This is a genomic window from Ktedonospora formicarum (assembly GCF_016587355.1).
Taxonomy (GTDB): domain Bacteria; phylum Chloroflexota; class Ktedonobacteria; order Ktedonobacterales; family Ktedonobacteraceae; genus Ktedonobacter; species Ktedonobacter formicarum.
On the sequence record NZ_BNJF01000012.1, the window covers coordinates 42,687 to 66,972 of the forward strand.

Genomic DNA, 24,286 nt, shown 5'->3' on the forward strand with positions numbered 1-24,286 from the left:
GATGAGACTTGCCCCCGGCGTTCAGCACTATCTTTGCTGCATTTGCCGCAAAGATGATATACTGAAACGCTGGGTGTTGTAACAGACGCTTGGTAAAGCAAGAGGGGGAGCGTGTCCGGTCGCCAAACTAGAGCATGCTCTCTCTCAAGCCACAGCCACTCAAAACTTCAAAATTCCTGCGCTACAAGATCTACTCTACAATTCTCGCACTCCATATTCCTTACTACAGATACCCACTACAATTTGGTCCTGGCCTAATGACTCTCACATCAAGCCAGAAACTCCAATCCAACATGTTCGCAACCATTTTTAAACTAATTTAAAACTAGTTTCAATCTTGTTGCAATTGGTTTTTAACATATTAATTCCTTGTTGTCAATGGTTTAGCAATTAGTTTGAAATCTTTGCATTATCATGTATAATATGTTTGCCAGAGGATTAATACTTTTAACCTACTGATATTTCAATCAATTAAAAAAAGGGTTATACTATTATAAATAATTTGCTCTGTGGAGAATACATATGTCTCGTGATGGTTTCATGACAATAAATGAGGTTGCTTCTGCACTCAAAGTTCCAGTAAGCAAGATCCGTACAATTATCGCTAGGTTAGACATTCAGCCTCGAAGATTTCCTGATGATATGCGCCGCCTTTACTATAGTGAGGCTGATATTCAACGTATTAGAGCTGTGCTGGGTCTCCAATAAAAAGCATTTATCTTGTCAAAGTTCTAGCAGTGCAACAATCACATGCGGCTTCTGCCAATAATGATACTAGGGCTGAACGCTTAAAAGAAGGTCAATCTGAGGGAACACTAAGGGAATATTAAGAGGTAAATAACAGGTAATTATGAGGTAAACAATTTATGAGGCCGTGAAAAGGCTTGTAAAGCGTAACTGATGCCATGTACAATCGAGTTGTAGATCGTTGAGATAGCATCCCTAGATGGAGGTACGGGATGGATACCAGTAAAACTCCAAACGATCTTTTGAGACAGCTCAGGCGAGAGCGTGGATGGTCTCAAAACAAATTGGCAGATCTACTTCAACAAAGAGGGGGATTTGCGGATGCCTCACTCCTGCGAAAGTGGGAAAGTGGTAAGCATGTCCCTAGTCCTTTTTATCAAGAGAAACTTTGTGCCATCTTTGGCCTTACAGCCTATGAATTGGGTTTTCTACCAGAAAAACGCTCGCCAGCTAGCAATTCCGTTGCTGATACTCAAATCACGCAGGCGACTAAATCATTCCCTGCACAGCGCTCTCCAATTTTTTTAGGGAACGAAGATATGGATAGACGCCGCCGCGAATTCTTACAATTTTTAAGTTTTGCCGCCACAACTCTCGTCCTGCCATTGCCTGATTTGGATTGGGATAGGGTACAGACGGCAACAGCAAAACCCCAGCATCTTGATGCTCAGGTGATTAATGACTTAGTCGCCATTAACAAATATTATTGGAGTCTTTATAACGCTGCACCAAACAAAAACGTCCTCCTTGAGGGCGCTCTGGGTCAGTTAAAAACGCTTACCAGTTTTCTCAATGAGGGTCCTTGTGAAGCCGACCACCAAAAGCTGTGCATACTTGCCAGCGACCTCAGCCAGCTAATTGGAGAGATCCATTTTGACTGCAATCAATATGATACCGCTCAAGCTAGTTATGTCTTTGCTGCAAATGCAGCGAAAGATGCTAAACATTATGACCTCTGGGCTTGTGCCCTAGTAAGGCATGCCTTTTTACCCATTTATGAGTCACATTTTCAGGATGCCTTGCAGCTGCTACAGGGTGCTCAACAGGTCGCGCGTCACGGAGATACCGAACTAGCAACGCGCTTCTGGATAGCAAATGTTTCGGCTCAAGCTCAAGCGGGAAATAAGAACCTTTTCGCATGTCGGAAAAATCTTGACCTGGCAGAAGAGGTGCAATCAGTAAGCCCAAACGGCATGAATGGCATGTGGTTACGTTTTGATGGGACGCGATTAGCGGAAGAGAAGGGCTCATGCTTTGTTAAATTGGGGCGGCCAGATCTTGCTATGCCGGTTCTTAATGAAGCTCTTACACAGCATCCAAAGGCTACTCGTAGGCGAGGGATGGTTCTCACAAACCTTGCAATTTCAGCACTACAACTTGGAGAGTTGGATCGCGCTTGTACTTATGCAAGTGAAGTTACTCAGATCGCTGGCAAAGGATCTGGCATGTTACTTAGAGGTCTTCACTCATTACAGGAAAAACTCATACCGTATCAAGATTCACAATTGGTCCAAGAACTGGATCAGCAGATTGCTCTTATCAATTAAGGAAGAGGGAAAATGGTCAATACAGAACAGGGAGGCCAACGCTTCCGCAATACCTGGATAGCTGGAGTAAATCAATACTACCCAGGGACACCGAAACCTGGCTACATTGCACCCTGGGCAGAGATGGCTAAATGGGAACAGGAAAGCGCTATTGCGGTCTATGAGCAGATCCACCAATTTGTGGCCGCAACGGCTGGGAAAACCACGCAGCTCAGTCGTGAACAGAAAGGGCGATTCGTTTGTCTGTGCTGGATAGGGCAAATCTACAAGCATTTTGAGTCCCCAAAAGCCTCATATGTCGCCGACTGGACTGAGTTGCCAGAATGGCAGCGTGAAACTGACGCAAACATTTTTGAAGCCATCGAGAGAGACTGGTTTCAGGAAATGTAATATATGAGGAAAAGATGAGATGACGCAAGAAATTCAGCTCTCAATTAGTTCTGACCTAGATACTCACCTGTATCAAGTGTCAAAGTTTCCAGGAACAGGATTTTGGCGATGGATCAATATGGATTGGCACACCAATGTCTCACCTGAAGAACTTGATTGGCTCAAAGCGCATGGGTGGGAATTAGTTGAGCCAAGAGGGTCTCGTTTGGCTGATATTTTTGCGCTCCATTCGCATCTTGCTCCATCATTGATGTTGTTTGCACATGATACGCCGTACGATTTTACCATAAGCGGCCAATGGGTTATGACAAATGATTTAACCTATGCAGAACAGTATCCTGTAGTCCTTACTCACCAAATACCTGTTGCTGCACATTTGTCAGAAGAAGCAGTTAAACAGATTGCTGCACCAAATGCTATGCTTGCTGGAACCGAAGCCCTAATTTTTAACAAGGCAACTGCCGATGTATCTCTTTATCATCTGGAGAGCCTAGGAGATACCGGAAAGAAACTCCAGGAAGAAATACAAAGTAAAATTATCCCTCTTCCCCATTCACTCAATGGGCTGCTTCTCTCAGAAAGAGAAAAGTTACATCGAAACAAAGCTTGGCAACAGGCGAGGCGCGCTGCACGCGAGCTAGCACAACTCTACTGGCAGCATCATCTAGATAAACAACATGCAACCAAACATTTGCAAGATCTGCCTTGCATTTTTCCACATAAAACGCAAGAGGGATTGACCTTGCCTATCATTATTCCAGCGGCACTCTCGGTCCGAGGAGCGCTCAGTGCCTTTAGCAATGGGCACAATGGAGCTCAGCCCTGGTCACCCAAGCAGCAAATTCCTTCATTCCTAATAAAATCAGCATCAGATTCAGCTCTCATCCAATACAAGCCAGAGGGATATACTCTTCAAGGAGTAGAAGATCTAACCAAAGTGCTCTGGGATCAGGTCAATCAGCTCTCTGATATAGATGGGGATGTTCTACTGGCATGTTTGGCACAATGGATGAATGAGCATGATAGCGAAGGCTTGGTATGGATTACATCAGATCATATTCTCAATTATCGTGGGATACAGCCGCGCCAGTATATTGACGCTCAGGGCACAAAACGAGCTAGCACACATCGTTTGGAAGATTTACAAAGCATTCACAAGAGTATGCAGCGTATCAGTAACCTTTTTGTGACAACTCAAGAGTGGTCGGCAGAACCTCGAACCCCTGGCAAACGTGGACGTCCCAAGAAACGACAACTTCAGCTTCAGGATAAATTACTTCACATTGAGAAGCGATTCGTTGACTCAACTGCTTTTGATGACGGCAGAAACGAGGAGCTTGCTATCGCTTGGCTTATTCGTCTTGGGAAATGTGTGCCAACTCTTTCTACAAATACCAATCGGCAGGTAGCCTATCTCTTTCAACAGGCACTCATCTACGATCCATTCCGCGAGAAGTGGGAAAAACGCTTAGCACGCTATTTTATGATGCGCCTCCAAGATTTCACAAGTCAAATAATATTATGTCTCATACAGGATATGCTCTTGGAGCTTGGCTTTTTGATTGATGCGAAAAACCCCGACCGTGGTAGACATCGCTTTGAACAAGCTCTGGATCGCCTTGTCCAGGATCAGCTCATCGGATCCTGGTGCTATCAAGAAGATATTCATGCATTGCCAAGCAAAAAGTGGGTCCAACAGTGGCAGTCATATCATTTGCAGGTAGAAGCTTCTCCACTCATCAAAGAGCTCGAAGATCAGAGGAGACAAAAAATTTCTCCAGCAAAGAAGGAGAAACGTCCCCATTCTGATGTATAATCCTGGCGCTATCTTGTGGCATTTCTGGCGCTATCTTGTGGCGTTATTTTTCATTATGAATTTCATAGAACGGCTTCTAGAGCCATTGCATGACCTATATAGGTGATATTAAAAGAAAGCAAAAAAATCCTTTTTTTACCAAATTTAATTCGACATAGGGTGACAAGCCAGAAAAGATCGTTTACAATTGGCTCAGCCGGAGGGAACGGTGTTTCTTGCGGCGAGCGAAGGAAAGAGGCGTCGTGATGACGTAGTAACAAACAAGCGATACAATCGCCAAAAATGAGAAAAACCAGCGCGCCAACGCTGGTCACTCTCATCCATCGGATTTGGTATTCGATTGGACCAGGACTGGAAAAATAGGGCGGCCCACCAAGCTCTCCAAACACCAGTCACAGGCTTTTGTTGCTCTCAACGCATGAAAGCAAATATCTACGTCTCTATAATAGCATACTCATCTCGCAATATGCTAGGTGCAAATTACCAACGGTTGGTAATTTCAACTGTATAGATCGAACATGAGCAGCGCTAGAAGAGACTACATAGTACTTGCTTTCACATCCTGACAATGGAAACACTCCGGGATACCGCCGGAAAACTGATATTTCGTTCGTAGAAAGCGAGTACTTGTACTATGGCAGACCTCCTATTTGAGGGCAATGATTCACGTAGTCATCCTCCCTCAGACGCCCATACTGCTATGCCATCGCCAGCGACGGGAGATGCATCCGTCGATCCACCTGGCATCGTCACACTGTCTGTAGCTACAGACACTTTTGAGCGAGTCGACCCGCGCACCCTCCAGATCTTCCAGGATCTCTTTCCAGGTGAGCATGGGGTCCAGTTCCTCGCCAAGCTCTTACGCCATGCACAGGTCAAACAACTCGTCCTTCCCCAGCTCGGTATCTCCACGGTCGCCGACGTGGCTGTGATCAGCGCGCAAAGCCTGCGCGCGCTGGCTCGTCTCATGGATTTTGGCTATGACACGCTCGAAAAATATATTGTGACGCTCAGCCAACTCAAACTAGTGCATAAACAACGGGCGCGCCGACAAATCGTGCTCCACTTTCCGCTCTCGGCCTCTCAGCTCCCCGATCCAGACGCGCTGGATCATCTGGGTGAATACCGACATAAGGTCGCGCTATTTGCGCGCCAGGTTAAACGCCGATATCTCAAGCTGCGTGCCTCCAAAAAAGGCGACTTTTATGCTGTGCGGTCGTCCTCTGTCTCAAGCGAGCCACTGGTCCTGGTACCAGCGAGCGCTACCGTCGATACTGCTCCACTTACCAGCCAGGTCCTGGACTTGATCCTCGAAGACTTCGACCAGGTGCTTAGTACAGAACCAATAGTAGACTCTAAGACAAAAAGTCGCCTTTTGGCGCGCATGGAGGATGCGCTGCACATGCGCTGTGCTCGACTGGAAAGGCAACTTTCTTCTCAAAAAGGCGACTTTTCTGAAAATCGTAAAGACACATTGCCTTCCCCTCAAAAGAGAGAGTCGCCTTTCCTCTCCCAAAAAGACGACTCTCTCTCTTCACAGACACCTCTTATCGAGAAAGAGAGTCGCCTTTCCCACAAAAAAGGCGACTCTTTGAATGAGGGGCTTCCTATGGTGCCTATACGAAAAAGGCAACTTTCTTCCCCAAAAGACGACTTTAACACTGATGTTGTCGAGCAAAAAGGTGACTCTGACGCACACAAAAGGCAACTTTCTCTTGAAAAAGGCGACTCTCTCTCGCCAAAAGGCGACTTAGAAGCTTCTTTTGTCAATGGAGATCTTGCTAACGTTAACGTAATAACGTTTTTTAATAAAATTACGTTAAACGTTAGCATCGGAAGCCATTTCTTCTGTCAGGCATTTGGGGAGAAGCCCACCAAGCGAAATATCTACCGAAAAGTTTTTCAGGATGTTAATCAGGATACCCAAGCTATCTTAGGAGCCTACCTCGTTACATTGGCTCACCAACATGATGGGACGATTAAGAATCTCGCTGGCTTTTTCCTAGCTCGTTGCAAAACGTTTCATCAAGAACTTTCAGACGAAGCACAACAACTTATTACTCACTACAGTGCCTACACCTATGCTCAGGTGCAAGAAGCTCTTTCCCATTCGCAACCAGTTGTGCCAGCTCCAGGTACCCAGCCTTCGTCTCTCCAGACGTCATCCGCACCGCCTTCACATGTGCGTACTGGACCGCGACCGCCATCGGTAACCATACGTGTTCCGGTGCAATCTGGTGGTGGAATGGATCTTCAAACAGCCGAACGATTGCGCCGAACGATAAGTGCTGACCAGCGTATGCTATTCATTCCTCACGTCAGGAGACTGTTGCTGCGCGACGGATCATATGCCGTTTTTGTGGGGACAGATGATTTCCAGAAGATCCGTCAGGTACTCTTGTACTCTGAAGAAGAGTGGTTGGCCAACAGCACTACCATGACAAGCGGCATGCAGTTGTTTAGCAAGTATCAGAAAGAGAAGTGAGATGGCAAAACAGCATGAACGCCTGCTGCCGCATAATGTCGTTGCTGAAACAGCTGTGCTTGGAAGCATCATTATCGACCCTGAGGCATTGGTTGGTATTGCCGACTTTCTTCGTGCAGAAGATTTCTATCGTGACGCGCATCGGCTTATCTACGAAGCGATGCTGGATCTTTATAACCGACGGGAGCAAGCAGATCTGGTAACTATCAGTGATGCACTCCAACGTCGACAACGCCTGGAGGAAGTTGGCGGCGAGGACTATTTGACCTCCCTCATTAGTGGTGTGCCTACCAGTGCCAATGTTGTGTATTATGCTCGTATCGTGGAGCGTACCGCAATTCTGCGTCGATTAATTCATGCGGCAGGGGATATTGCAGGGATGGCATATGAGGCCGAGGAAGATGCGACCGATGTCGTGGATCAGGCGGAGCAGCGCATCTTTGAGATCAGCCAGCGTGCGATTCAGGTGGCAAGTGATCTTTCAATTTCCGAGTTACTGGCGTCTTATATGGCGAGGCAGGAACAGTTGATGAGTCGGGGTGCCCAATTGATGGGTGTGCCCTCTGGATTTCAGGATCTGGATCGCTTGACAGGAGGCTTTCGCAAGTCTGATCTCATTATTCTGGCTGCCAGACCCGCCGTAGGTAAAACAAGCTGTGCGCTCAGCCTGGCCTATCAGGCAGCGGTGCAGTATGGGCAGCGTATTGGTATCTTCAGCCTGGAGATGAGCCAGGAGCAGCTTGGGGATCGGCTCATCTCCATCGCGACAGGTATCAACCTCCAGCGTGTTGGAGCAGGATTCATTGAGGATGCAGAGTGGGAGGAGATGGTCAAAGCTTCAGAGACGCTTTCTCAGGCCCAAATTCGCATTGATGGTTCGTCCTCGCTTTCACCTATGCAGCTACGTAGCCGGGTGCGGCGCTGGGTATTGGAGGAAGGTATTGATCTGGTGATCATTGATTACCTCCAGCTGATGCAACCCTCGCAGCACCAGAAACAAGAAAACCGAGTGCAGGTGATCGACGAGATTAGCCGTGAGCTCAAGATTCTGGCGCGCGAATTGAACATTCCGATTCTGGCCTTGGCGCAGCTCTCGCGAGCGGTTGAGTCGCGCCAATCGAAAGTGCCGCAACTCTCTGACCTACGAGAATCTGGCGGCCTGGAGCAGAATGCGGATCTGGTCATCTTCATTTACCGTGATGAAGTGTATAATCCGGAAACGGAACGTAAGGGCTTCGCGGATCTCATCATTGCCAAACACCGCAATGGGCCAACTGGGCAGGTGGTACTACGCTTTGAGGCCCAGACGACACGTTTCCGTGACCTAGAGGAGATCGACCAGGATATTGAGGCGTTGGTTATGGAAGCTCAGGAAACGTTTGAGGAGGACGGCAACGATGAGTAAAGAGGGTTATGAGGAATAGAGGGTTCGTTTCCGCGTAATGGAGAATGAAAAATCCACTACCAGACACTGTTGTTCTAGCGTTGCCTGTTCCAGACTCTTTGGATTGATAACTGAAAGGATTCATGATCAATGCAGCACAACGAGGGCCGGAAAAAGGAAATTATTCGAGATGTGGAGCCACTTATTGAGATGCTGAAAAGCGATAATCCGGTTCGTCAACAACAATCTGCAAATGTTTTGGGGCAGTTGAAGGATACCCGCGCGGTAGGACCACTTATTGAAGCATTGAGTGATATGAATAGTGGCGTCCAGGAGACAGCAGCGAAAGCGCTTGGTCTGCTCGGTGACATTCGAGCGGTGGAGCCGCTTGAAGACACACTGAGAGATATAAATAATCGGGTACGCAGGCAAGCGGCAATAGCGTTGACGCAGCTGGATTGGCAACCAGCAAATGAGGAACAAGCTGCCTTCTTGGCGGTTGCCCAGCAAGATTGGGATCAAGCAGTGAGTTTCGGTTTGGCTGCAGTAGAGCCGTTATGCGTAGCCCTCGAAGATTTTTCAAGTGGAATTCGAGAACAAGCGGCGATAGCACTGACAAAGTTGGATTGGCAACCAGCAAATGAGGAACAAGCAGTCTTATTGGCAATTGCCCAACAGGATTGGGATCGCGTGATCAGCTTCGGTTCAGTCGCAGTAGAGCCATTATTAGCAGCCCTCAATGGTTATAAATTTAGGATGGATTCCAGGGATATTATCACAACCTTAGGGTCGATAAAGGATGATCGTGTCATCGACCCACTACTTCAGTCACTAAGAGATATGGATTGGATGGTTCGGAAGGCGGCTGCAACGTCTCTAGGTCAACTTGGAAATGTTCGTGCGGTGGAGCCATTAATAGATGCATTGCGAGATGATGATAGTTTGGTTCGAGAGCAGGCAGCAGTAGCGCTGATACGATTAGATTGGCAACCAGCAAATGAGGAGCAAGCTGTGGCGTTGGCAATTGCCCAACAAGATTGGGATCGAGCGATCAGATTTGGTTCGGTCGCAGTGAAACCGATGATACAAGCATTCAGAGAGGATCCTTTGTCTGAAGCAATTCAGGAGGCATTGCGAAAATTAAACGATCCACGAGGTCTCGCGGAGATCGAAAGCTATTCTCGGAGACCTGTGCTTTCCGCGCCATCTCCTCCTCCTCGTTTCATGCAAGAAGAACAAGCATATTCGCAGCTTGAATATTCTCCACAAGCTCCTGTTAGATCCCCAATTTATTTCTCTGAGAAGCCATCTCTTCCACCAGATATATCTTCTCCCCCACAAGGAAAATCCTCTGTTGTGAGGGGGTGGGGAGGAGTCATGTTTGCATTTCTGGTGTTTCTCGTGCTGATTGCTGTCGTTGCAACCATCATTGTAAGGATGACACCGTCCGGGTCTGCGCAGCCTGCTGCGAGTATGTGGAACGGCTTTTTGTTCGTCTGCCAGATGCTCTTGTTGACAATAGTTGTGTGCTTTACTCCCACATGTGTGTCGTTGTTTGTGCATCGAAGTAGGCGTATCGTGTCCTTGCTGATAGAGAGTACGACCTATCTCGTCGTCTTCTTAGGATTTGCTTTCTGGATGCTTGGGGCGAGGGCTTTTGGGAGTTGGCTTGTCTACGCAGCAGCTTTGGTGCTCTTGGTCGAGGTAAGTGGCCATTCTATGGAGTGGTATAAGCAGAATACACTTAAGCGTATCAGGCGCGCAGTCTCGTATACGTCTCTTGAAGTTGATGTCAAAGCGCTTGAGAAGATGACTCGGAATGAAGTGATTCTCTACATCTCTGTTCCCGTTGGACTTGTTCTTGGCACCGTTCTTGGTCTGATACTCCGTCTGACAACTGTGCAAATCCTTGTTCTGTGCCTTCAAATCGTTCTGCTGCTTGCCTCCTGTGTCCAGTTGTATTTTCTCATTATTGGGTTTCGGCGTATGGCAGATCCTTTATTCAAAACTATTCCTAGATATGTGCCAGCATTAACGAAACCGAAGCAGAAGGGCAAGAGGAAGGCACAAGCCCCAAAGGTCTCACAAGAAACAGTTGATCAACAATATATTGACGTTGCAAGTGATGTCAGTGGATTACGTATGGTCTATAAATATGACGCGCTTCTCAATACGATCTTGCTCGTTGCCTTTCTACTTATTGAGATCAAGATGTGGTTGCTTCCGATCGATCTAAAATGGCTGATTGCGAGTGTGGTGATTGCAACATGTGTGTGGAGCGAGCTTCCATATGCGATTGGACAATATCTCCTCCATACCAGAATCCTAGAGGAGTATACGGGCGGAAAATATGTTGAAATGGCAAAAAAGTTGCAGGAATATGCTCCTCTTTTTCCTCCTAAAGCTTTTATCGGGGCACTGTTAACTTCCAGTGCGGCGGGGGGGGTTCTCTATGCGCTGCTTAGCCAGATGGCGCAAGGTGCCATAGCCACATTCATCAAGTAAGCAATGACTGTATCCATAACGGAAAATTGTTATTAGAGTAGACACAATCCAGGCTAGATGGCCTGGCGGGTGGAAGGACTCATAGTATATGCAACAAACGATAGAACAACCGTCACAGCAGGAGCAACAGGCTTCTTCCGTTTCCATCTCTCAACGAGGTTGGTGGAAACGGAAAGAAATTCAGAAAAAAAATAGGCACAAGGAAACGCCACTGGATATATTTGACGCCACGAGGACCGAACCAGAGAGCTTCTACGAGCGGGCTATCGAGTGGACGCACCGGGCCGATAAAATCATCAATCTGATTCTGGGATATTTCCTCGCAGTTGCCTCGGTCCTGGGGTTCATGGATGTCTTGAGCAATGGCGAGGTGCTGGGTCATGTCCCTTTTCTCTTCTATATCTGGCTCCTTATCATGGGCCTGGGTGTTGATTTCCAGATCCTGCTGGTGATTGGGCGTGTGCCTGATCTGGCGCGTATGGTTGGGCATCCCGTCGGAAAGTGGATACTGGTGATGTTCAACATTGCCTTCCTGGCGTTCCTGGCCTATGTTTCAATAGTCATTGGTGCGGTGTTTACCCAACATCGTGACGTGCCAGGGACGATTGCGCAGGCGATGGGCATATTGGGCATCAACTCAACAAATTTTGTCTATGAGCGTGCAGCACTTGCCACCTTTCTGCTAATTCTGATGGCGATAGACAGGACGATGGAACGTTGGCGTATGCAGATCGCCGCATCGAATCGTCAGCAACAACAAGGCGATGTGCAAGTTCAACATGAAGAGCGTCAGGAACAGGTGAGCAGTGCATCACAAACCGAGCAGCGTGTTCAGACAAGCGAACTTACCCAGGTCATTCAGGCGATGCAGGAGATGAACGCGCAGAACTTGGCCGCATTGCATACCATGAACGACAAAGCGATGCAACAGTTCTCTCAAGTCACGGTCGAACTGGTACGTGAGACGATAGAGCGAACAGTTGCTACGATCATGTTACCAGGTGCAACACCTCAGACGCTTGCTGTGCCAGCACGTACCTCTCAGAATGCACACAACCGTAGACAGTCCATATCACAAGAGGGCGAACAGCAGCGTAGTCAGGAGCGTGATACAGAGGCTATGAGCGCGCTTGAGAAGCCCGAAAGGGGCGAACAAGATATGCGCTATTATGGCGAACTCATTGAAACCATGTATCGAGGAAACAACAATCTGACAGTGACAGAGATTGTCGATCAGGTTGGGTGTTCGCGTAGCACGGCGTCAAAATGGCTCAAGCGTGTGAAGCCAGTCGAAGCATGAAGTATAGACAAGGAGAGTGTCTGTAGCTACAGACACTCTAGGGCAAGAGCTGAAGAATCACGGTCCAAAGTGTTTTGTCGCCATATGTCTTTGGTACAGTTATGTATTGTGGGCGTCTGGGAATTATGAATGAGATCATTGATTTGGTTGGCCATCATGCAACAGTGGTTATAGCTTCTTCATAAAGAGGTAAATGGAAGTGAATAACAAGGAAGGTTTTATGGGAACTGGCCATAGCATTGTTTTTTATTCCTGGCAATCTGATCTTCCCAATGCAACGAATCGGGGGTTTATTGAAGAAGCCTTGAAAAGGGCTGTCAAGACGATACAAAACGATGATTCTATCATAACTGCTCCGAGATTAGAGCGTGATACTCTTGGTATTCCTGGTTCTCCCGATATCTCGCAAACGATCTTCGACAAAATTGAGCAGGCAGATGTTTTTGTCTGTGATGTTTCTATCATTAACACAAAGTCTTTTAATGAGCGGCAAGACCGTCCAACTCCTAATCCTAATGTACTGATTGAATTAGGTTACGCTTTGAAGAAACTTGGGCCTCATCGCGTCATTATGGTGTTAAACGCGGCTTATGGTGAGCCGGAGTTATTACCATTCGACTTACGGATGCGTCGAGTACTTCGCTATTTGATGCCAGATAAGGCCAATGAACGAGCCTCCGAACGAAAGCGTTTAGAAGGAATCTTGACCGAGTCTATACGGACCATTCTTCGGGAGTTAAGTGTAACAACGTCTAGCAAAATTCTTGAATCAAAACCCCTTGTTGAACAAATATGTTTAGCAATTACAGAGGGGCATTCCACTCAGGAATGGCTGTGTCGGCAATACATGAAAGATTTTGCCAAACAGATTGTAGTATTAGCTCCCCAACTTCGCGTCGCTTCTACAGTGCCACAGGACGAACGGCTAATTCAATCTATCGGGAACTCTACTTCACTTGTTTTAGAGTTTCTTAAGCTAGCACAAATCATTGCTATTGTTGAGACTTCTCAGAAAGCGGCAATGGCTTTGTATAAGGGTTTTGAGAATATTCTAGCCTTGTACACCTATCCTCCTTCTTCGAATCCGTCAGCAGTAAATGAAGGAGATCATGATTTTGCAAAATTTTTAGGTCATGAGGTATTCGTTGCTTTTTTTGCATTCCTTATCCAAGAGGAGCGATGGGAACTCATGGCAGATCTTTTTGAAGAAGATTTTTATGTACGCATCGCGCATTTTGGCCAACCTGAGCATGTGAACTTTACTGTGTTCTCTCAACCTATCAGGTTATTACGGCGTCGTGCTCATCGGTTAAAGCTACAGAATGTATCGCCTCATTCAGATCTGCTCATGAAGCGATATAGAGAAGGCAAGCTAAAAAATGCTCTATCATTTGAAAGCTTCATGGCTTCAGATTATTTACTTTATTTGCGAGGAGCATTTCAGTTAGATGAACAGTATCAATTACCTGATGCGTTTCTTCCTGCATGGCCTCCTTGGAGCACCTTCTATATGCATCGATTACCTGATTATCTGTACAAAGCAGAGCGCCGTAAATATGCGGAACAACTGCTAGTTTCTTTAGATATTCAAGACATTCCGTCTCTAAGTAGACGGGTGAAAAAAGCAACGGAAGATTGGGAGAACTTGTGGGGCAAGACAAGACGTTTAGAAGCCTTGAATTTCAATGCAATTGGAAGTAGGCCTTAGCAAAGAAAAGAGCATTCGTATGCAAATGGACAACTTCCCAATTGTCGATGACATGATTGAGATTATCAAGGATATGGCAAATACCGAAGAGGAGACCTTAGAAGAACTTCGACAAACTGGCTGGACTCCTCGCGCATGAGCTAATGAATTGCTCGTGCGTCGCAAGAAAGTGCAGCGCCGGCAGTTGCGTGAGGACTTTGCATTCATCCCTGAATTACAATATTTGTGTATTGTGCGAGGCAGATCTGCGAGCTTGTGCGACGGAGCAATGCACCCGTTGCGGCCGCCTCTTTGAGAAGACGGGTGTGCGTGATGATCCCTGTCCGTTTTGTGCCTATTGGGATTGGCGAGTGCGCAGCGCGCAAGGGCAAAAGAAACATCGAAGGTAGCGCTTCTCTTGCCAGAAAGTGTCTGTAGCTACAGACACTTTCTGGCAAGAGAAAAGTGGATAGTGTTCAAGGAATCTGGCACAGAGACAACTGAATTTCCAGACTGGTCTCAAGAGGAGCATTGAGAACATTGTTTTGTAGGTTGTGAGTTAAATGGGTAGGGCCATCAATGGCAGGTATGTGCCTAGTTGGGAACGTTCTCGCTAGACGCTGGAGGAAAAACAATGGGACAGTCACCAGACTTTGACAAGATCAAGCAAGAAAATGTGTATGGTATGGAGCACTGGAGCGCCCGAGACCTTGCTCCTCTCTTGGGTTATGCCAAGTGGGAACGGTTTGAAGGCGCTATTAAACGTGCTATGACAGCATGTGAGAAGTCAGGGAATCGTGTAGAGGATCACTTTCCCAGCGCCGGGAAACAGATACAGTTTGGTAAGGGCGCGACACAAGATGTAAAAGATTATGCGCTTAGTCGATTTGCCTGCTACCTTATTGCGCAGAATGGAGACCCCCGTAAACCTGAGATAGCGACGGCGCAGGTGTACTTTGCTATCTCTACGCGAGCGAATGAGATCCATGAGCTGCGGCGTCAGCAAGAGGAACGCCTGGAGATGCGCTTAAAGGTCATTGAGAGCTACAAATTATTGGGGCAAGCAGCGCAGCAAGCGGGAGTCAATACGGAAAACTTTGGCATTTTTATTGATGCAGGTTACCTTGGTCTGCATCGTCATACATTAGAGGAACTGAAGGAGCGTAAGGATATTCCCGACGATGAGGACTATCTAGATAACATTGGGCGTGCGGAACTGAGCGCGATTGACTTCAAAAATAACCTTACTGAAGGCAAGATTCGAGGAGAGGGAATTACTGGCCTGGATGATGCCTCGCAGGCGCACTACTTTGTTGGTGATCAGGTGCGGAAAGCTATTGAGGCAGTAGGGCAGCCCTACCCAGAAGATCTTCCCCCAGCAGCATCAATCCGCAAAATGATTGAAGAACGACGTCGTGCCAGCAAGAAGCGCAGACTGAAGGCTCAGGAGCCAGAGCAGGGCCAGGGGACGCTTTTTGATGATTTCGAGGGAAATGGGTAGGCGGAAGTGTCTGTAGCTACAGACACTTTTGGAAATTATGACCAGATAAAAGAGAGATTGTGCTTATAGGAAGGTTGAAAGACAAATGCTCGAAGAAGCAGAGATGCGAAGGCTGGCCATGATTCAATATATGTACACGCAAGCCGTGGAGCAGGTCAGTAAGCCAGAGCCGCTTAATATGTTAGCAGTCCTCACATTTCATGATGCCGTCGAACTCTTTCTTGCGCTTGCCGCAGAACACCTTAATGTGGGAAAGGAAGATCAAAAATTTGTAACATATTGGGATGTGATCAATCCAGTACTCCCAAATAAAGATTTTGGACAAAGGGCAAGCATGACTCGTCTCAATAAGGCCAGAGTAGGTTGGAAACACTATGGCATCCAGATACCTGGCCCGGATATAGAGAGTTTTCACTCAAGTGTTACAGATTTCTTCCAAGAGAATACACCAAAGGTATTTGGAATCGCCTTTGACGAAATTGCGATGGCGATGCTTGTACAAGATGAAGATGTCCGAGACCTTCTGCTAAAAGCAGAAAAATTGAACAGTAGTAGTGATCTCAAAGCTGCCATAAAGGAAATAAGTATTGCCTTTCTAATACTTTTTCATGGCTTTGAATGGAATGCTATGAGACAGAACAGCATTCATCTTCGCGGAGTTTCCAGACGTACCTCTCCTAGGATTGAGCACGAGGCACCTAAAGAGCTTTCTCGGTTTGCAAGAGAGATCGAAAAGGAGATAAGCACCCTTCATGAGCAGGTCAGACTTCTCAGTTTGGGAATCGATTATCGACGATATATGCGGTTTAAATCGCTCACGCCTACTGCGGTTCTTTATATGAGTGGTAAATATGAGACGCTTGGAAATGGAAAAGCACAATATCACCAGGATTTTCTTTTCTGTTATTCTTTCGTAATTGAATGTGCTCTCCGCCTCCAAGAGATTCGGTTTGTCTAGCTGAATCATTGGCAGTTTTGGGTTATAGGCGTCCTCTTTGCAAAGTGTCTGTAGCTACAGACACTTTGCAAAGAGGACGCGAACCGATATACTTAGTGAGGAAGGTTGCGAGCGCAAGGAAAGGAGACTGGTATGAGTGACGCGCGAACGATGTTTGTTGGCAGTGGAAAAGGTGGAACCGGAAAGACAACGACCGCCCAAAATCTCGCATCAGCATTTGTGGCAGCAGGGTATCGAGTATTGGGCGTGGATGGTGATGGCCAGGCATCATGGAGCCATCTCAACGGCCTTTTCCCGCGGCAAGGTCGCCCCAACATTTATTCTGCTCTCAAGCAGCTTATTGAGCAATACGAAACAAAGGTCGGTATTTATCATCTTCCTTCGGGTCTCGATTTTATCCCTTCGAGTTCTGGCTTGCATAAAATTGTGAGCGACCTGGCAAGTGTGGAGCGCAGCGAGTATCTTTTGCAGCAGTTGTTGACCCCGCTCAAGGGACGATATGACCTCATTATTATTGATTGCCCTCCGGCTCTCAATGCGTGGACCAATAATATTTTCATGGCATGTGATGATGGCATCATCACAATCCAGCTCGAACCGTTAGGAATTGCGAGCGCTGGCGAAACACTAGAGTATTTGCAGGGGTTGAGAAAGCGTGGACTCTTTATGCATCATGATCTCAAGCTCTCCGGTGGGTTAATCACCATGATGGATTCCCGCACTGCCATTCACCGCAATCTGGCCGAGGTCGCGCAGGAACAGCTTGGTCAACATATGAGCATCTTTTCCACGCGCATCGAGCGCACGATCCAGTTCCCCGAGGCGCAGTATTTCGGCTTGCCAATTGATCTGTATAACAAGGACAGTAAAGGAACGGCTGCCTATGCCGCGCTCGCCGAGGAAGTATTAGCAGGCACAAGCCTGCGGAGTGTGTCGGGATTGCAGGTTCCCGCTCGATTTGCGGATAGTTTGCTGCAAGCTGCATCCTCAATTGAGGAGCAGGCCGGTGAGAATGGGACCGAGGTGACCTGGGAGGAAATAGATGTCGTCATTTAACCGCCGAATTACTCAACAGAAGAAGAAGCAGCAGCAGCCTGCTGAGCAATCATCTCTTCCTTCTCAAGCTCCTGTTGTTGAGGAACACAAGAGTCTTCCTCAACAACAGGAGTATTATGGCGATGATCAGACTGCCTCTGAGGATCGCCCGAAGTGGGAGCGCACAATTCCTCCGCGTCGCATTCGTCCCAATCCCTTTCAGGCCCGCCTGATTTTTGATGAAGAGAAACTTCAAGAGTTGGCAGATGGAATGACAGAGCATGGGTGGGTTGGTGGAGGATTGCCGGTGCGCCCTCATCCCACTGAGGCAAACACCTATGAGCTGGTCTGGGGAGAACGCCGCTGGCGCGCAGCGCAGATGGCGCAGTTGGAAGCTATCCCATGTGTCATTAGCGAGTATTCAGACGATGACCTGATTGAGCTTGGTCTCCTCGAAAACATCCAGCGCGAGAATCTTACCAACCTAGAAGAAGGCCAGGCGTATGTCAAACTTCTCGCCATCCAGAGCACTGATGGAAAACCCCGCTACTCTATCCGGCGTCTTGCCCAACGCATTGGGAAGGACAAGAGCTATATTGAGGATCGGCTCCTCTTGGCTCGTGTGTCCCTCGATGTGCAGCAACTCGCGACTGATCAGCCAGATATTTCGCCTCGTATCTTGCGAGAGTTAGATGCTCTTTCGAAGATGTTAGAGCCAGAGGAGCGTAAGCCAGTGTTAGATGGGGTGCGCAAAGGACATTTGCGCATTGAGGATGTGCGCGAGATTCGCAAAGATATTGAGCACCTCTCGTCCTTGCCCTTGGAAGAGGAACTGTCTGTAGCTACAGACAGTTTAGAGCCTCCGACCTCGTTTGACTTGCCCCCTCATGGCAAAGTGTCTGTAGCTACAGACACTTTGGGGCCAAAAGACTCTCAACAGACAGATATCGAAGAAAAACTGTCTGTAGCTACAGACAGTTCGGAACAAATATTACCACGCAATAAGCCTTTGGAGGAAGAAGTGTCTGTAGCTACAGACACTCCAGGGCGTCCTCTCTCAGTACCAACATCTCTCACAGGGCGAAAAGTGTCTGTAGCTACAGACACTTTGGTTCTATCAAAGTCGTTGGATCGGGATACAACCGTGCTACAGCGGATTATTCAGCGTCTACGCGATGATTGTGAGACGATGACAGCAGGGCAGCGAATGCTCGTGAAGCAACGCCTGGATGAGTGGCGCGGCGCTCTTGATCAATTGTCGTCTGATTTGGAAATTTAACTCTCTTTACCGTAAAGGCAATAGGGCTCCTCTCGGATTATTTGAAGTGGAAAAGTGTCTATGGTTACAGGCATTTAGGCATGAGCCGCTTTGCAATTCATCCGTTTGGAGTCCAAACTTTTAGGTTGCTAAAGATTACATCTGTTGTCGATTGATCATCATCACAATCAGCAGCAATACCAATTTGCCCATTGCTGTAGGTATCATCTTCAACTTTGCCGACTTGTTGTTTGTTTATGTAGAGAGTAAACATTTTGTCTCGAGCACTAATGGCTATGAGATTGGTTTTCCCAAGGCCAATATGTATCTTATCTGACGGTTCTGATTTGTGAGCATACCCCAGCTCCCCTTTTTTATCATATCGTAAAAATTGAAAAGAGCCGTTTTGGCATATGCGAAAAAAATAAAATTTTTCAAGAATCTTATTAGCTCGTAAAACTAATGCGCCACAGTCTCCTTGTACAATTTTCAATTCAATTTCATAATCAAGATCTTTATAAGGAGCAGTTTGAGCATAGCAGAGATGAAAAAAAGGTGCTTTTGGTACGGTAACATGATATTCGCCCTTTTCCGAAGCGCATTGACCTGTATATAAGTCCTTTGGTTTGTAATCCTCCCAAGCTGAAGCATTTTTGAATTGGTCATACATTTTTAAGGTTGTATTGGGAGCGTAGGGGTCGTTTCCAATGACTGAAGTTGTTGGTGTTGAAGTCGGAGAAAGCGATGTTGGTTTAGCAAGTGAAACAAGATAAGTGAACCAACCAGGATTTGCGAGCAAAACAGGTACAAGTATTCCTATAACACTCACGATAACCCCGATAAATTGCCACACTGGATCACGATACCATTTATCTTTACTCTTCTGGTTAGATTCTCTTTGGTCGGACTGTCCCTGAGCCATAAAGCTACCTCCTCAGAGTAGGGGAGAATACATTGTAGAACAGAGCCAAATTGATTGAGCTTTGGAGAAATTCTCTCTTTTACAACGCTTGAAGAAGTAGCTTTTAGCACGTGATTTTGTTTCCCCTAAAATAGTGTGATTTGTAAATGTATTTCTCTATAACCTTGGATAATCTGCTCACAACCCAAAGCGTCTGAAGCTACAGGCGCTTACCTCAAGCGCCTGTAGCCCCAGATCATCAGAAGGAAAGAGAGTGTCTGTAGCTACAGACACTCTCTTTCCTATAGGACTCCTGAGAACCGTAGCACTGCCAAGATGATTCCCAGAAGAACGATACCGATTCCTACCCCACTCACCAACATAATCATCTGCTTTTGGCGTTGCTTTGATGGGTGGATCGGCTTGGGTTGTGGAGGTGTCCCCCCCTTCTGGGTCGTATCGATGGGTTGCTCGGCCCTAGGGTTAGGCGCGAAAGGAGCGTGGATCCGGCCAGGTGACCTCCTTTTGTGGATTACGGAAGGCTTCCTCATAAATGTCCACATAATCGTGAATCTTTTCCAGATATTCCTCCAGATTCTGGCACAGTCCCAATTCGTGAAGCGCTGAGACAACAGCCAGATCGCGTTGGTGGAAAGGACCACGGCTGGATGAAGGGAAATGGTATTTCACTTTGTCTTCACGCGCTTTCTGGGCCAGGGCAACTGCTTTGGCATCAGGCAAGCTTTTGAGATCTTTAGAAATAGCTTGCCGCTCCTCAACGAATTGCTCCATATAGGCTGCTACCCAGCGCTTTACCATCTGCTTATACTCAGTGGGATTAGGTGGATTCTCAGGTGGATAACTACTTTTGACAGCGAGTTTGGCGAGTGCTAATGCACGCTCCTCAAGCTCGGCATCCAAAATAGTGACAGATCCTTCCTTCGCAATAAGGGCCTGCACTTCCTGAATGTCGTCGACTGCCTGGATTCGCGCCTGATTTGCCAATGGGCTGTTATCTGGAGCTGGTTGCAGTGCGCGTGTCGTATCTCGTTGGAGCTGGATGGGTTCATTTTGCTCGAAGTCGTCTGGAGATGTGACCACGATCAAGATAATCCTTTCTACAGTAGGTGGCACCTGGAGGTGCGCGATCGCCACACTGGGAACAACAGTGAGGGAGCGAGAGGTGAATTTCCGTTGCCGCCAGTGTTTCCACGCATGGGGGCCATGTCGTCCATAACGGTGGTACATCACATATTACAGTAGATTCAGGGGAACATCTATACAAGAGGGCACTAAGAGCTCTACACTCTATACAGTATACGTATGAGAATACATGTGTCAATCAAACAAGTGTTCTTAAAAGATATGTGTTCTCTCCACGTGCAAGAAGACCTGGCTCCAGGCCGAGCGTGGCGGCCTCTTCGGGGGTGTTGACACGATTTGGAATATCATGGTATAACAGACACATTAAAAGTTTGCTCTGAGAAGCAAAAGCAGAACGATTCTGTGCGCCATCGTACTTGCCGGAGCAAAGCTCTTGGGCAGACGATGATGTGCGTCAAGTCGGAACCCGTCGTAACGTGCGGTAGTGTATGCTTGAGCCGGGAGAGTGCATGCAGGCTATAGCTATTGCAGGCTGTCCATGTGCTGGCTGCTAGACATGTTACTCCGTGAGGCTGCGGAGCCAGTGATCGTATCCTGGAAATGCCCTGGTTCAATTCGCCAGGTGGCTGTGTGTTGGGAAGATGGTCAGGGACCTGGGGTGCATTGTAAGAAAAGCGCATAAATGCTTCACCACAAACGAATGGGTGACATCTGCCCGCTCTGACCCCAGCAGAGCAGAGATGGGAGTTGGCCTTCCTCATCAGGCTGGTCTGGTATCCACCAAAGGGCCGGTTGGCGTCGCACCTGGTGACGCGGGTTTGTCTCAGCCTTTTATGAGATGGCACAGCACATCTTCTCTTTGGCCTCGTGATGCGGGCCTGCCGATGGTGAGAGTCCCTCGGCAGGATAACGAAGCGCCGCCTCGTAGTTTCCCCCTTTGTAGTCTTCCCTTGTAGGTATGCTCAGGTGTGGTGTTCACCACTGTTTCTCTGTGTCGTATAGCCACAAGCGAACGACAATCGCGTGGGAGCAGTCGAACACGGTGAACCTCTACCAATGTCCCACTCCCATGGAGTGTTTCCTGTTGAACCAGACCTCGTTTGCAGGTCCGAATAAACAGGGAAAGAGATAATGAAGAGATCGAGGAGCGTCAAACATTGCTCTGGATAACGTACTAGCTTCGGAAAATTCTCAACTCGATACTGGCCTTTTAAGCATAGGTGTCAAGCGGAAGGAGACGGCAACGGGGAAACGACCAGGAGCCAAATACGCAGCAATTCAACGCTTTGATGCCCTCATGGCACCAGGAACCAAACGATCAGAGGCCAAAGCCGCAGCGCGAGCACGCGGAGAGTCTCTCTTTGCCTTTACCGATCAACGGATCCATTCCTTCGAGACACGCAACAACTACCAGCACATCGTCATGCGCTTTCTGAACTGGACACGTGACCAGCATCAGCTGCGTGACCTGGCGAAGATTGATATACAGGCTGACGAATTGGTCTCTCTCTACTTATTGGAACGCATAGGGCAAAAGAAGAGCGCCTGGACCCTGACCACTGAGCGGAGCGCGTTCCGCATGTTCTTCCAGGACCGTAGCCTCACTGATAGCGTTGACTTACCCAAACGCCGGCGTGAGAATATTAAGCGCTCGCGACTGCCTGCCAAACGCGACCAGCGGATCAACCTCGCCAACTGGCAACACATCATCACCTTTTGCCTGGCCTGCGGATTGCGACGTGAGGAGCTACGCGATCTCCGGGTGCAGGATGTCTCTATCCGCCCAAGCGATGGGCAACTTGTGGTGCGCGTCAGCAAAGGCAAAGGCGGGAAGGTGCGAGCGGTTCCCGTATTTCCTGGCCGAGAAGGGGCTGTACGAGCAGCCATCGAGGGGAAAATCGCAGAGGAACATGTCTTTCCACGTCTCTCCAGCCTGCTCGATATTCACAGCTACCGTCGTCAGTTTGCGCAGGACCTCTATGAATTGCTTTCAGGACGCCCACTTCCTCCTCTGGCAGGCCGTTTACAATCCCCTGATCTGGATCCAGTTGCGGCGCTCGAAGTGAGTCGTCGCCTCGGTCACAACCGTATCGACATCATCTTTGGGCATTATATCCGCTAAATGGCTCATAATCGCGTTAAGAGCCTCATTGGGGGTTTGTGCATGCTACATCCTCCTCAGACAGTCTAACCCCGTAGAATCGCCTCTTAAAGGTCCATGCATGATAGGATTATAACGGTATTTTGGGTGACGCGCTACCGGGAAATACCTAGAAATCCACGGAATTCCGCAGAAGAATCGTAAGAGTAGAAGAAGTTACAAGGAGTCAGTCTAGGAGAGTCGTGAAGAAATAGGAAGAAATCCCACTATATCTTTGTATTTCTTCCTATTTCTTCGTCTATCATGATAGATACCTGTATCTCTGGGGATATGAAGGTAAATACTGGAAGATAGAGAGAGAATGCTGTCTTTAGCGAACGGAAGGGAGAACCGGGCGTGCAGCGGCCAACATATACAATCACCCAATGCTGTCAGCTCTTTCATGTGAATGCCAAGACGTTCCATAAGTGGTTGGCACGTGAGCACATTGAGGCGCAACAGTCACGAGCGGATACTCGCATTCGATACTTGACTCAGGAGCAAGTAGATCACCTGGTGCGTGTATATGATCTGTCGCTTCCGTCATCTGGTGAGGCGTTCCCGTCTCCGTCGGCAACGGAAAACGAAACAGGGACGATACCAACGAGCGACGTAGCGCTGTTGCGTGAACAACTGCGTGAGCAAGGCCGACGCCTTGATGAGCTGGAGCGAGAGGTGCGTCTGTTGCAGGTACGCGTGCAAGATCTAGAGCGACCACGTGAGCAAATGGTTTCCCCATCACACGAGCGTTCGCAACCATTGCCTGAATATCCAACTTCTTCTGACCAGGGAAACGCTCCAGCTCACCGGATGACGGCCGAGGGGAAAAAGCGCTCCAAGAAGAAGTCACGGGGGAAACGCCTTCCTGCTGGCTTGATCCTTCTCCGTGAGTTTGCGGAGCGGCATCACATTTCCATGAACCGCGCCTCGACTGCGGCCAACGCAGGCAAGATAGTGGTTATTCGAGGGAAATGGTTGGTTAATAGCCGCTGGGCCTCTGAAGCAATAGATGGCCGTGGGCAGTGCGATTTTTACCAGCTGTTCCACCAGCGTGAGGGCTTTGAAGCGTGTCAAGAGTGTCCACATCAGCATCTGGATGAGGAAAAGGAGGGAAGCCATGTCAATGAGCGTATCTGAACGCCTGACCATGTTTCGTCTACATCTCTTGTGGAGAATGTTTCGCTTCGCGCACAAACACCCTGCTTTGACGGCTACGGCTCCAGGGCGATATTATGCTCATTTTTTGAGGCACCTTAGAGACAAAGGAGAGCAAGAGTTACGTACCCAGAGGCAGACAGGGCGAGGGTTTGTACTGCTGTACAGCGTTCATCCAGAGACTGGAAACGTGAGCCCCTTGCCTCCAATTGATCTTGCACAACTTCCGCGCTGCGCATGTACGTGTGGCTGTGATGAGGTGCTGATGGAGGGGTACGCGACGATGCTCTCCACGGGAGAGAGGGTGTGCAACAATTGTTACTACCTCTGTCTGGAACATGATGTTCCGCACCTTTCCTGGTAGAGGCCCTGT

The 24,286-nt window shown here is 48.0% G+C and carries 18 protein-coding genes, 1 pseudogene and 1 CRISPR repeat array; of the genes and pseudogenes, 17 read left to right on the plus strand and 2 right to left on the minus strand.

The window, feature by feature from the left end; translation table 11 throughout:
• Positions 1 to 540: 540 nt before the first annotated feature.
• From K3T82_RS50825 to K3T82_RS49575, 14 genes and pseudogenes are all read left to right on the plus strand, one after another.
• On the plus strand, positions 541 to 708 hold the full coding sequence (locus tag K3T82_RS50825; RefSeq protein WP_420799434.1) for a MerR family transcriptional regulator: 168 nt from the start codon (positions 541 to 543) through the stop codon (positions 706 to 708).
• Between the two features lie 251 nt (positions 709 to 959).
• A complete protein-coding gene (locus tag K3T82_RS46945) occupies positions 960 to 2,294 on the plus strand; it encodes a helix-turn-helix domain-containing protein (RefSeq protein WP_220200345.1) in 1,335 nt (444 codons plus the stop codon).
• 12 nt (positions 2,295 to 2,306) lie between these two features.
• Positions 2,307 to 2,684, plus strand: a complete 378-nt coding sequence (locus K3T82_RS46950) for a hypothetical protein (RefSeq protein WP_220200346.1) — start codon at positions 2,307 to 2,309, stop codon at positions 2,682 to 2,684.
• Between the two features lie 19 nt (positions 2,685 to 2,703).
• Positions 2,704 to 4,500: a hypothetical protein gene (locus K3T82_RS46955; RefSeq protein WP_220200347.1), complete on the plus strand. Its 1,797-nt coding sequence runs from the start codon at positions 2,704 to 2,706 to the stop codon at positions 4,498 to 4,500.
• Between the two features lie 634 nt (positions 4,501 to 5,134).
• The gene (locus tag K3T82_RS46960; RefSeq protein WP_220200348.1) at positions 5,135 to 6,985 is read left to right on the plus strand and encodes a hypothetical protein; all 1,851 of its coding nucleotides are present in this window, start codon (positions 5,135 to 5,137) and stop codon (positions 6,983 to 6,985) included.
• Between the two features lies 1 nt (position 6,986).
• Positions 6,987 to 8,390 (plus strand): replicative DNA helicase, encoded by a 1,404-nt coding sequence (gene dnaB / locus K3T82_RS46965; protein ID WP_220200349.1) that lies wholly within the window; start codon positions 6,987 to 6,989, stop codon positions 8,388 to 8,390.
• 129 nt (positions 8,391 to 8,519) lie between these two features.
• Complete coding sequence (locus K3T82_RS46970; RefSeq protein ID WP_220200350.1) at positions 8,520 to 10,874, plus strand: HEAT repeat domain-containing protein; 2,355 nt, start codon at positions 8,520 to 8,522, stop codon at positions 10,872 to 10,874.
• An 88-nt stretch (positions 10,875 to 10,962) separates the two neighbouring features.
• The gene (locus K3T82_RS46975; RefSeq protein ID WP_220200351.1) at positions 10,963 to 12,174 is read left to right on the plus strand and encodes an MFS transporter; all 1,212 of its coding nucleotides are present in this window, start codon (positions 10,963 to 10,965) and stop codon (positions 12,172 to 12,174) included.
• A 193-nt stretch (positions 12,175 to 12,367) separates the two neighbouring features.
• Positions 12,368 to 13,882: a nucleotide-binding protein gene (locus K3T82_RS46980; RefSeq protein ID WP_220200352.1), complete on the plus strand. Its 1,515-nt coding sequence runs from the start codon at positions 12,368 to 12,370 to the stop codon at positions 13,880 to 13,882.
• Between the two features lie 613 nt (positions 13,883 to 14,495).
• The gene (dinD, locus tag K3T82_RS46985; RefSeq protein WP_220200353.1) at positions 14,496 to 15,362 is read left to right on the plus strand and encodes a DNA damage-inducible protein D; all 867 of its coding nucleotides are present in this window, start codon (positions 14,496 to 14,498) and stop codon (positions 15,360 to 15,362) included.
• 85 nt (positions 15,363 to 15,447) lie between these two features.
• Positions 15,448 to 16,320, plus strand: a complete 873-nt coding sequence (locus K3T82_RS46990; protein WP_220200354.1) for a hypothetical protein — start codon at positions 15,448 to 15,450, stop codon at positions 16,318 to 16,320.
• A 132-nt stretch (positions 16,321 to 16,452) separates the two neighbouring features.
• A complete protein-coding gene (locus K3T82_RS46995) occupies positions 16,453 to 17,376 on the plus strand; it encodes a ParA family protein (RefSeq protein WP_220200355.1) in 924 nt (307 codons plus the stop codon).
• Positions 17,363 to 18,013 (plus strand): annotated as a pseudogene (locus tag K3T82_RS50830) (ParB/RepB/Spo0J family partition protein); the annotation flags it as partial. The gene K3T82_RS46995 and the pseudogene K3T82_RS50830, both read left to right, overlap by 14 nt.
• Before the next feature lie 172 nt (positions 18,014 to 18,185).
• A CRISPR array of direct repeats spans positions 18,186 to 18,463; the repeat unit is 23 nt; unit sequence AAGTGTCTGTAGCTACAGACACT.
• Positions 18,464 to 18,499: 36 nt separating this feature from the next.
• Positions 18,500 to 18,634, plus strand: coding sequence for a hypothetical protein (locus K3T82_RS49575; protein ID WP_268886754.1), 135 nt, complete (start codon positions 18,500 to 18,502; stop codon positions 18,632 to 18,634).
• A 97-nt stretch (positions 18,635 to 18,731) separates the two neighbouring features.
• On the opposite strand, the gene K3T82_RS47005 is transcribed toward K3T82_RS49575, so the two are convergent.
• Together K3T82_RS47005 and K3T82_RS47010 are read right to left on the minus strand one after the other, a co-directional pair.
• Positions 18,732 to 19,535, minus strand: a complete 804-nt coding sequence (locus K3T82_RS47005) for a hypothetical protein (protein ID WP_220200356.1) — start codon at positions 19,533 to 19,535, stop codon at positions 18,732 to 18,734.
• Between the two features lie 462 nt (positions 19,536 to 19,997).
• On the minus strand, positions 19,998 to 20,615 hold the full coding sequence (locus tag K3T82_RS47010) for a hypothetical protein (RefSeq protein WP_220200357.1): 618 nt from the start codon (positions 20,613 to 20,615) through the stop codon (positions 19,998 to 20,000).
• A 1,300-nt stretch (positions 20,616 to 21,915) separates the two neighbouring features.
• Here K3T82_RS47010 and K3T82_RS47015 point away from each other — a divergent pair.
• The 3 genes from K3T82_RS47015 to K3T82_RS47025 all read left to right on the plus strand — a co-directional run bounded on the left by K3T82_RS47015 (position 21,916) and on the right by K3T82_RS47025 (position 24,277).
• Positions 21,916 to 22,740: a site-specific integrase gene (locus K3T82_RS47015; protein WP_220200358.1), complete on the plus strand. Its 825-nt coding sequence runs from the start codon at positions 21,916 to 21,918 to the stop codon at positions 22,738 to 22,740.
• A gap of 375 nt (positions 22,741 to 23,115) precedes the next feature.
• Positions 23,116 to 23,895: a hypothetical protein gene (locus K3T82_RS47020; RefSeq protein WP_220200359.1), complete on the plus strand. Its 780-nt coding sequence runs from the start codon at positions 23,116 to 23,118 to the stop codon at positions 23,893 to 23,895.
• Positions 23,876 to 24,277 carry a hypothetical protein gene (locus K3T82_RS47025; protein WP_220200360.1) on the plus strand — a complete coding sequence of 134 codons (402 nt, stop codon included), beginning with the start codon at positions 23,876 to 23,878 and terminating at the stop codon, positions 24,275 to 24,277. The genes K3T82_RS47020 and K3T82_RS47025 overlap by 20 nt, the downstream gene beginning before the upstream one ends.
• Positions 24,278 to 24,286 lie beyond the last annotated feature (9 nt).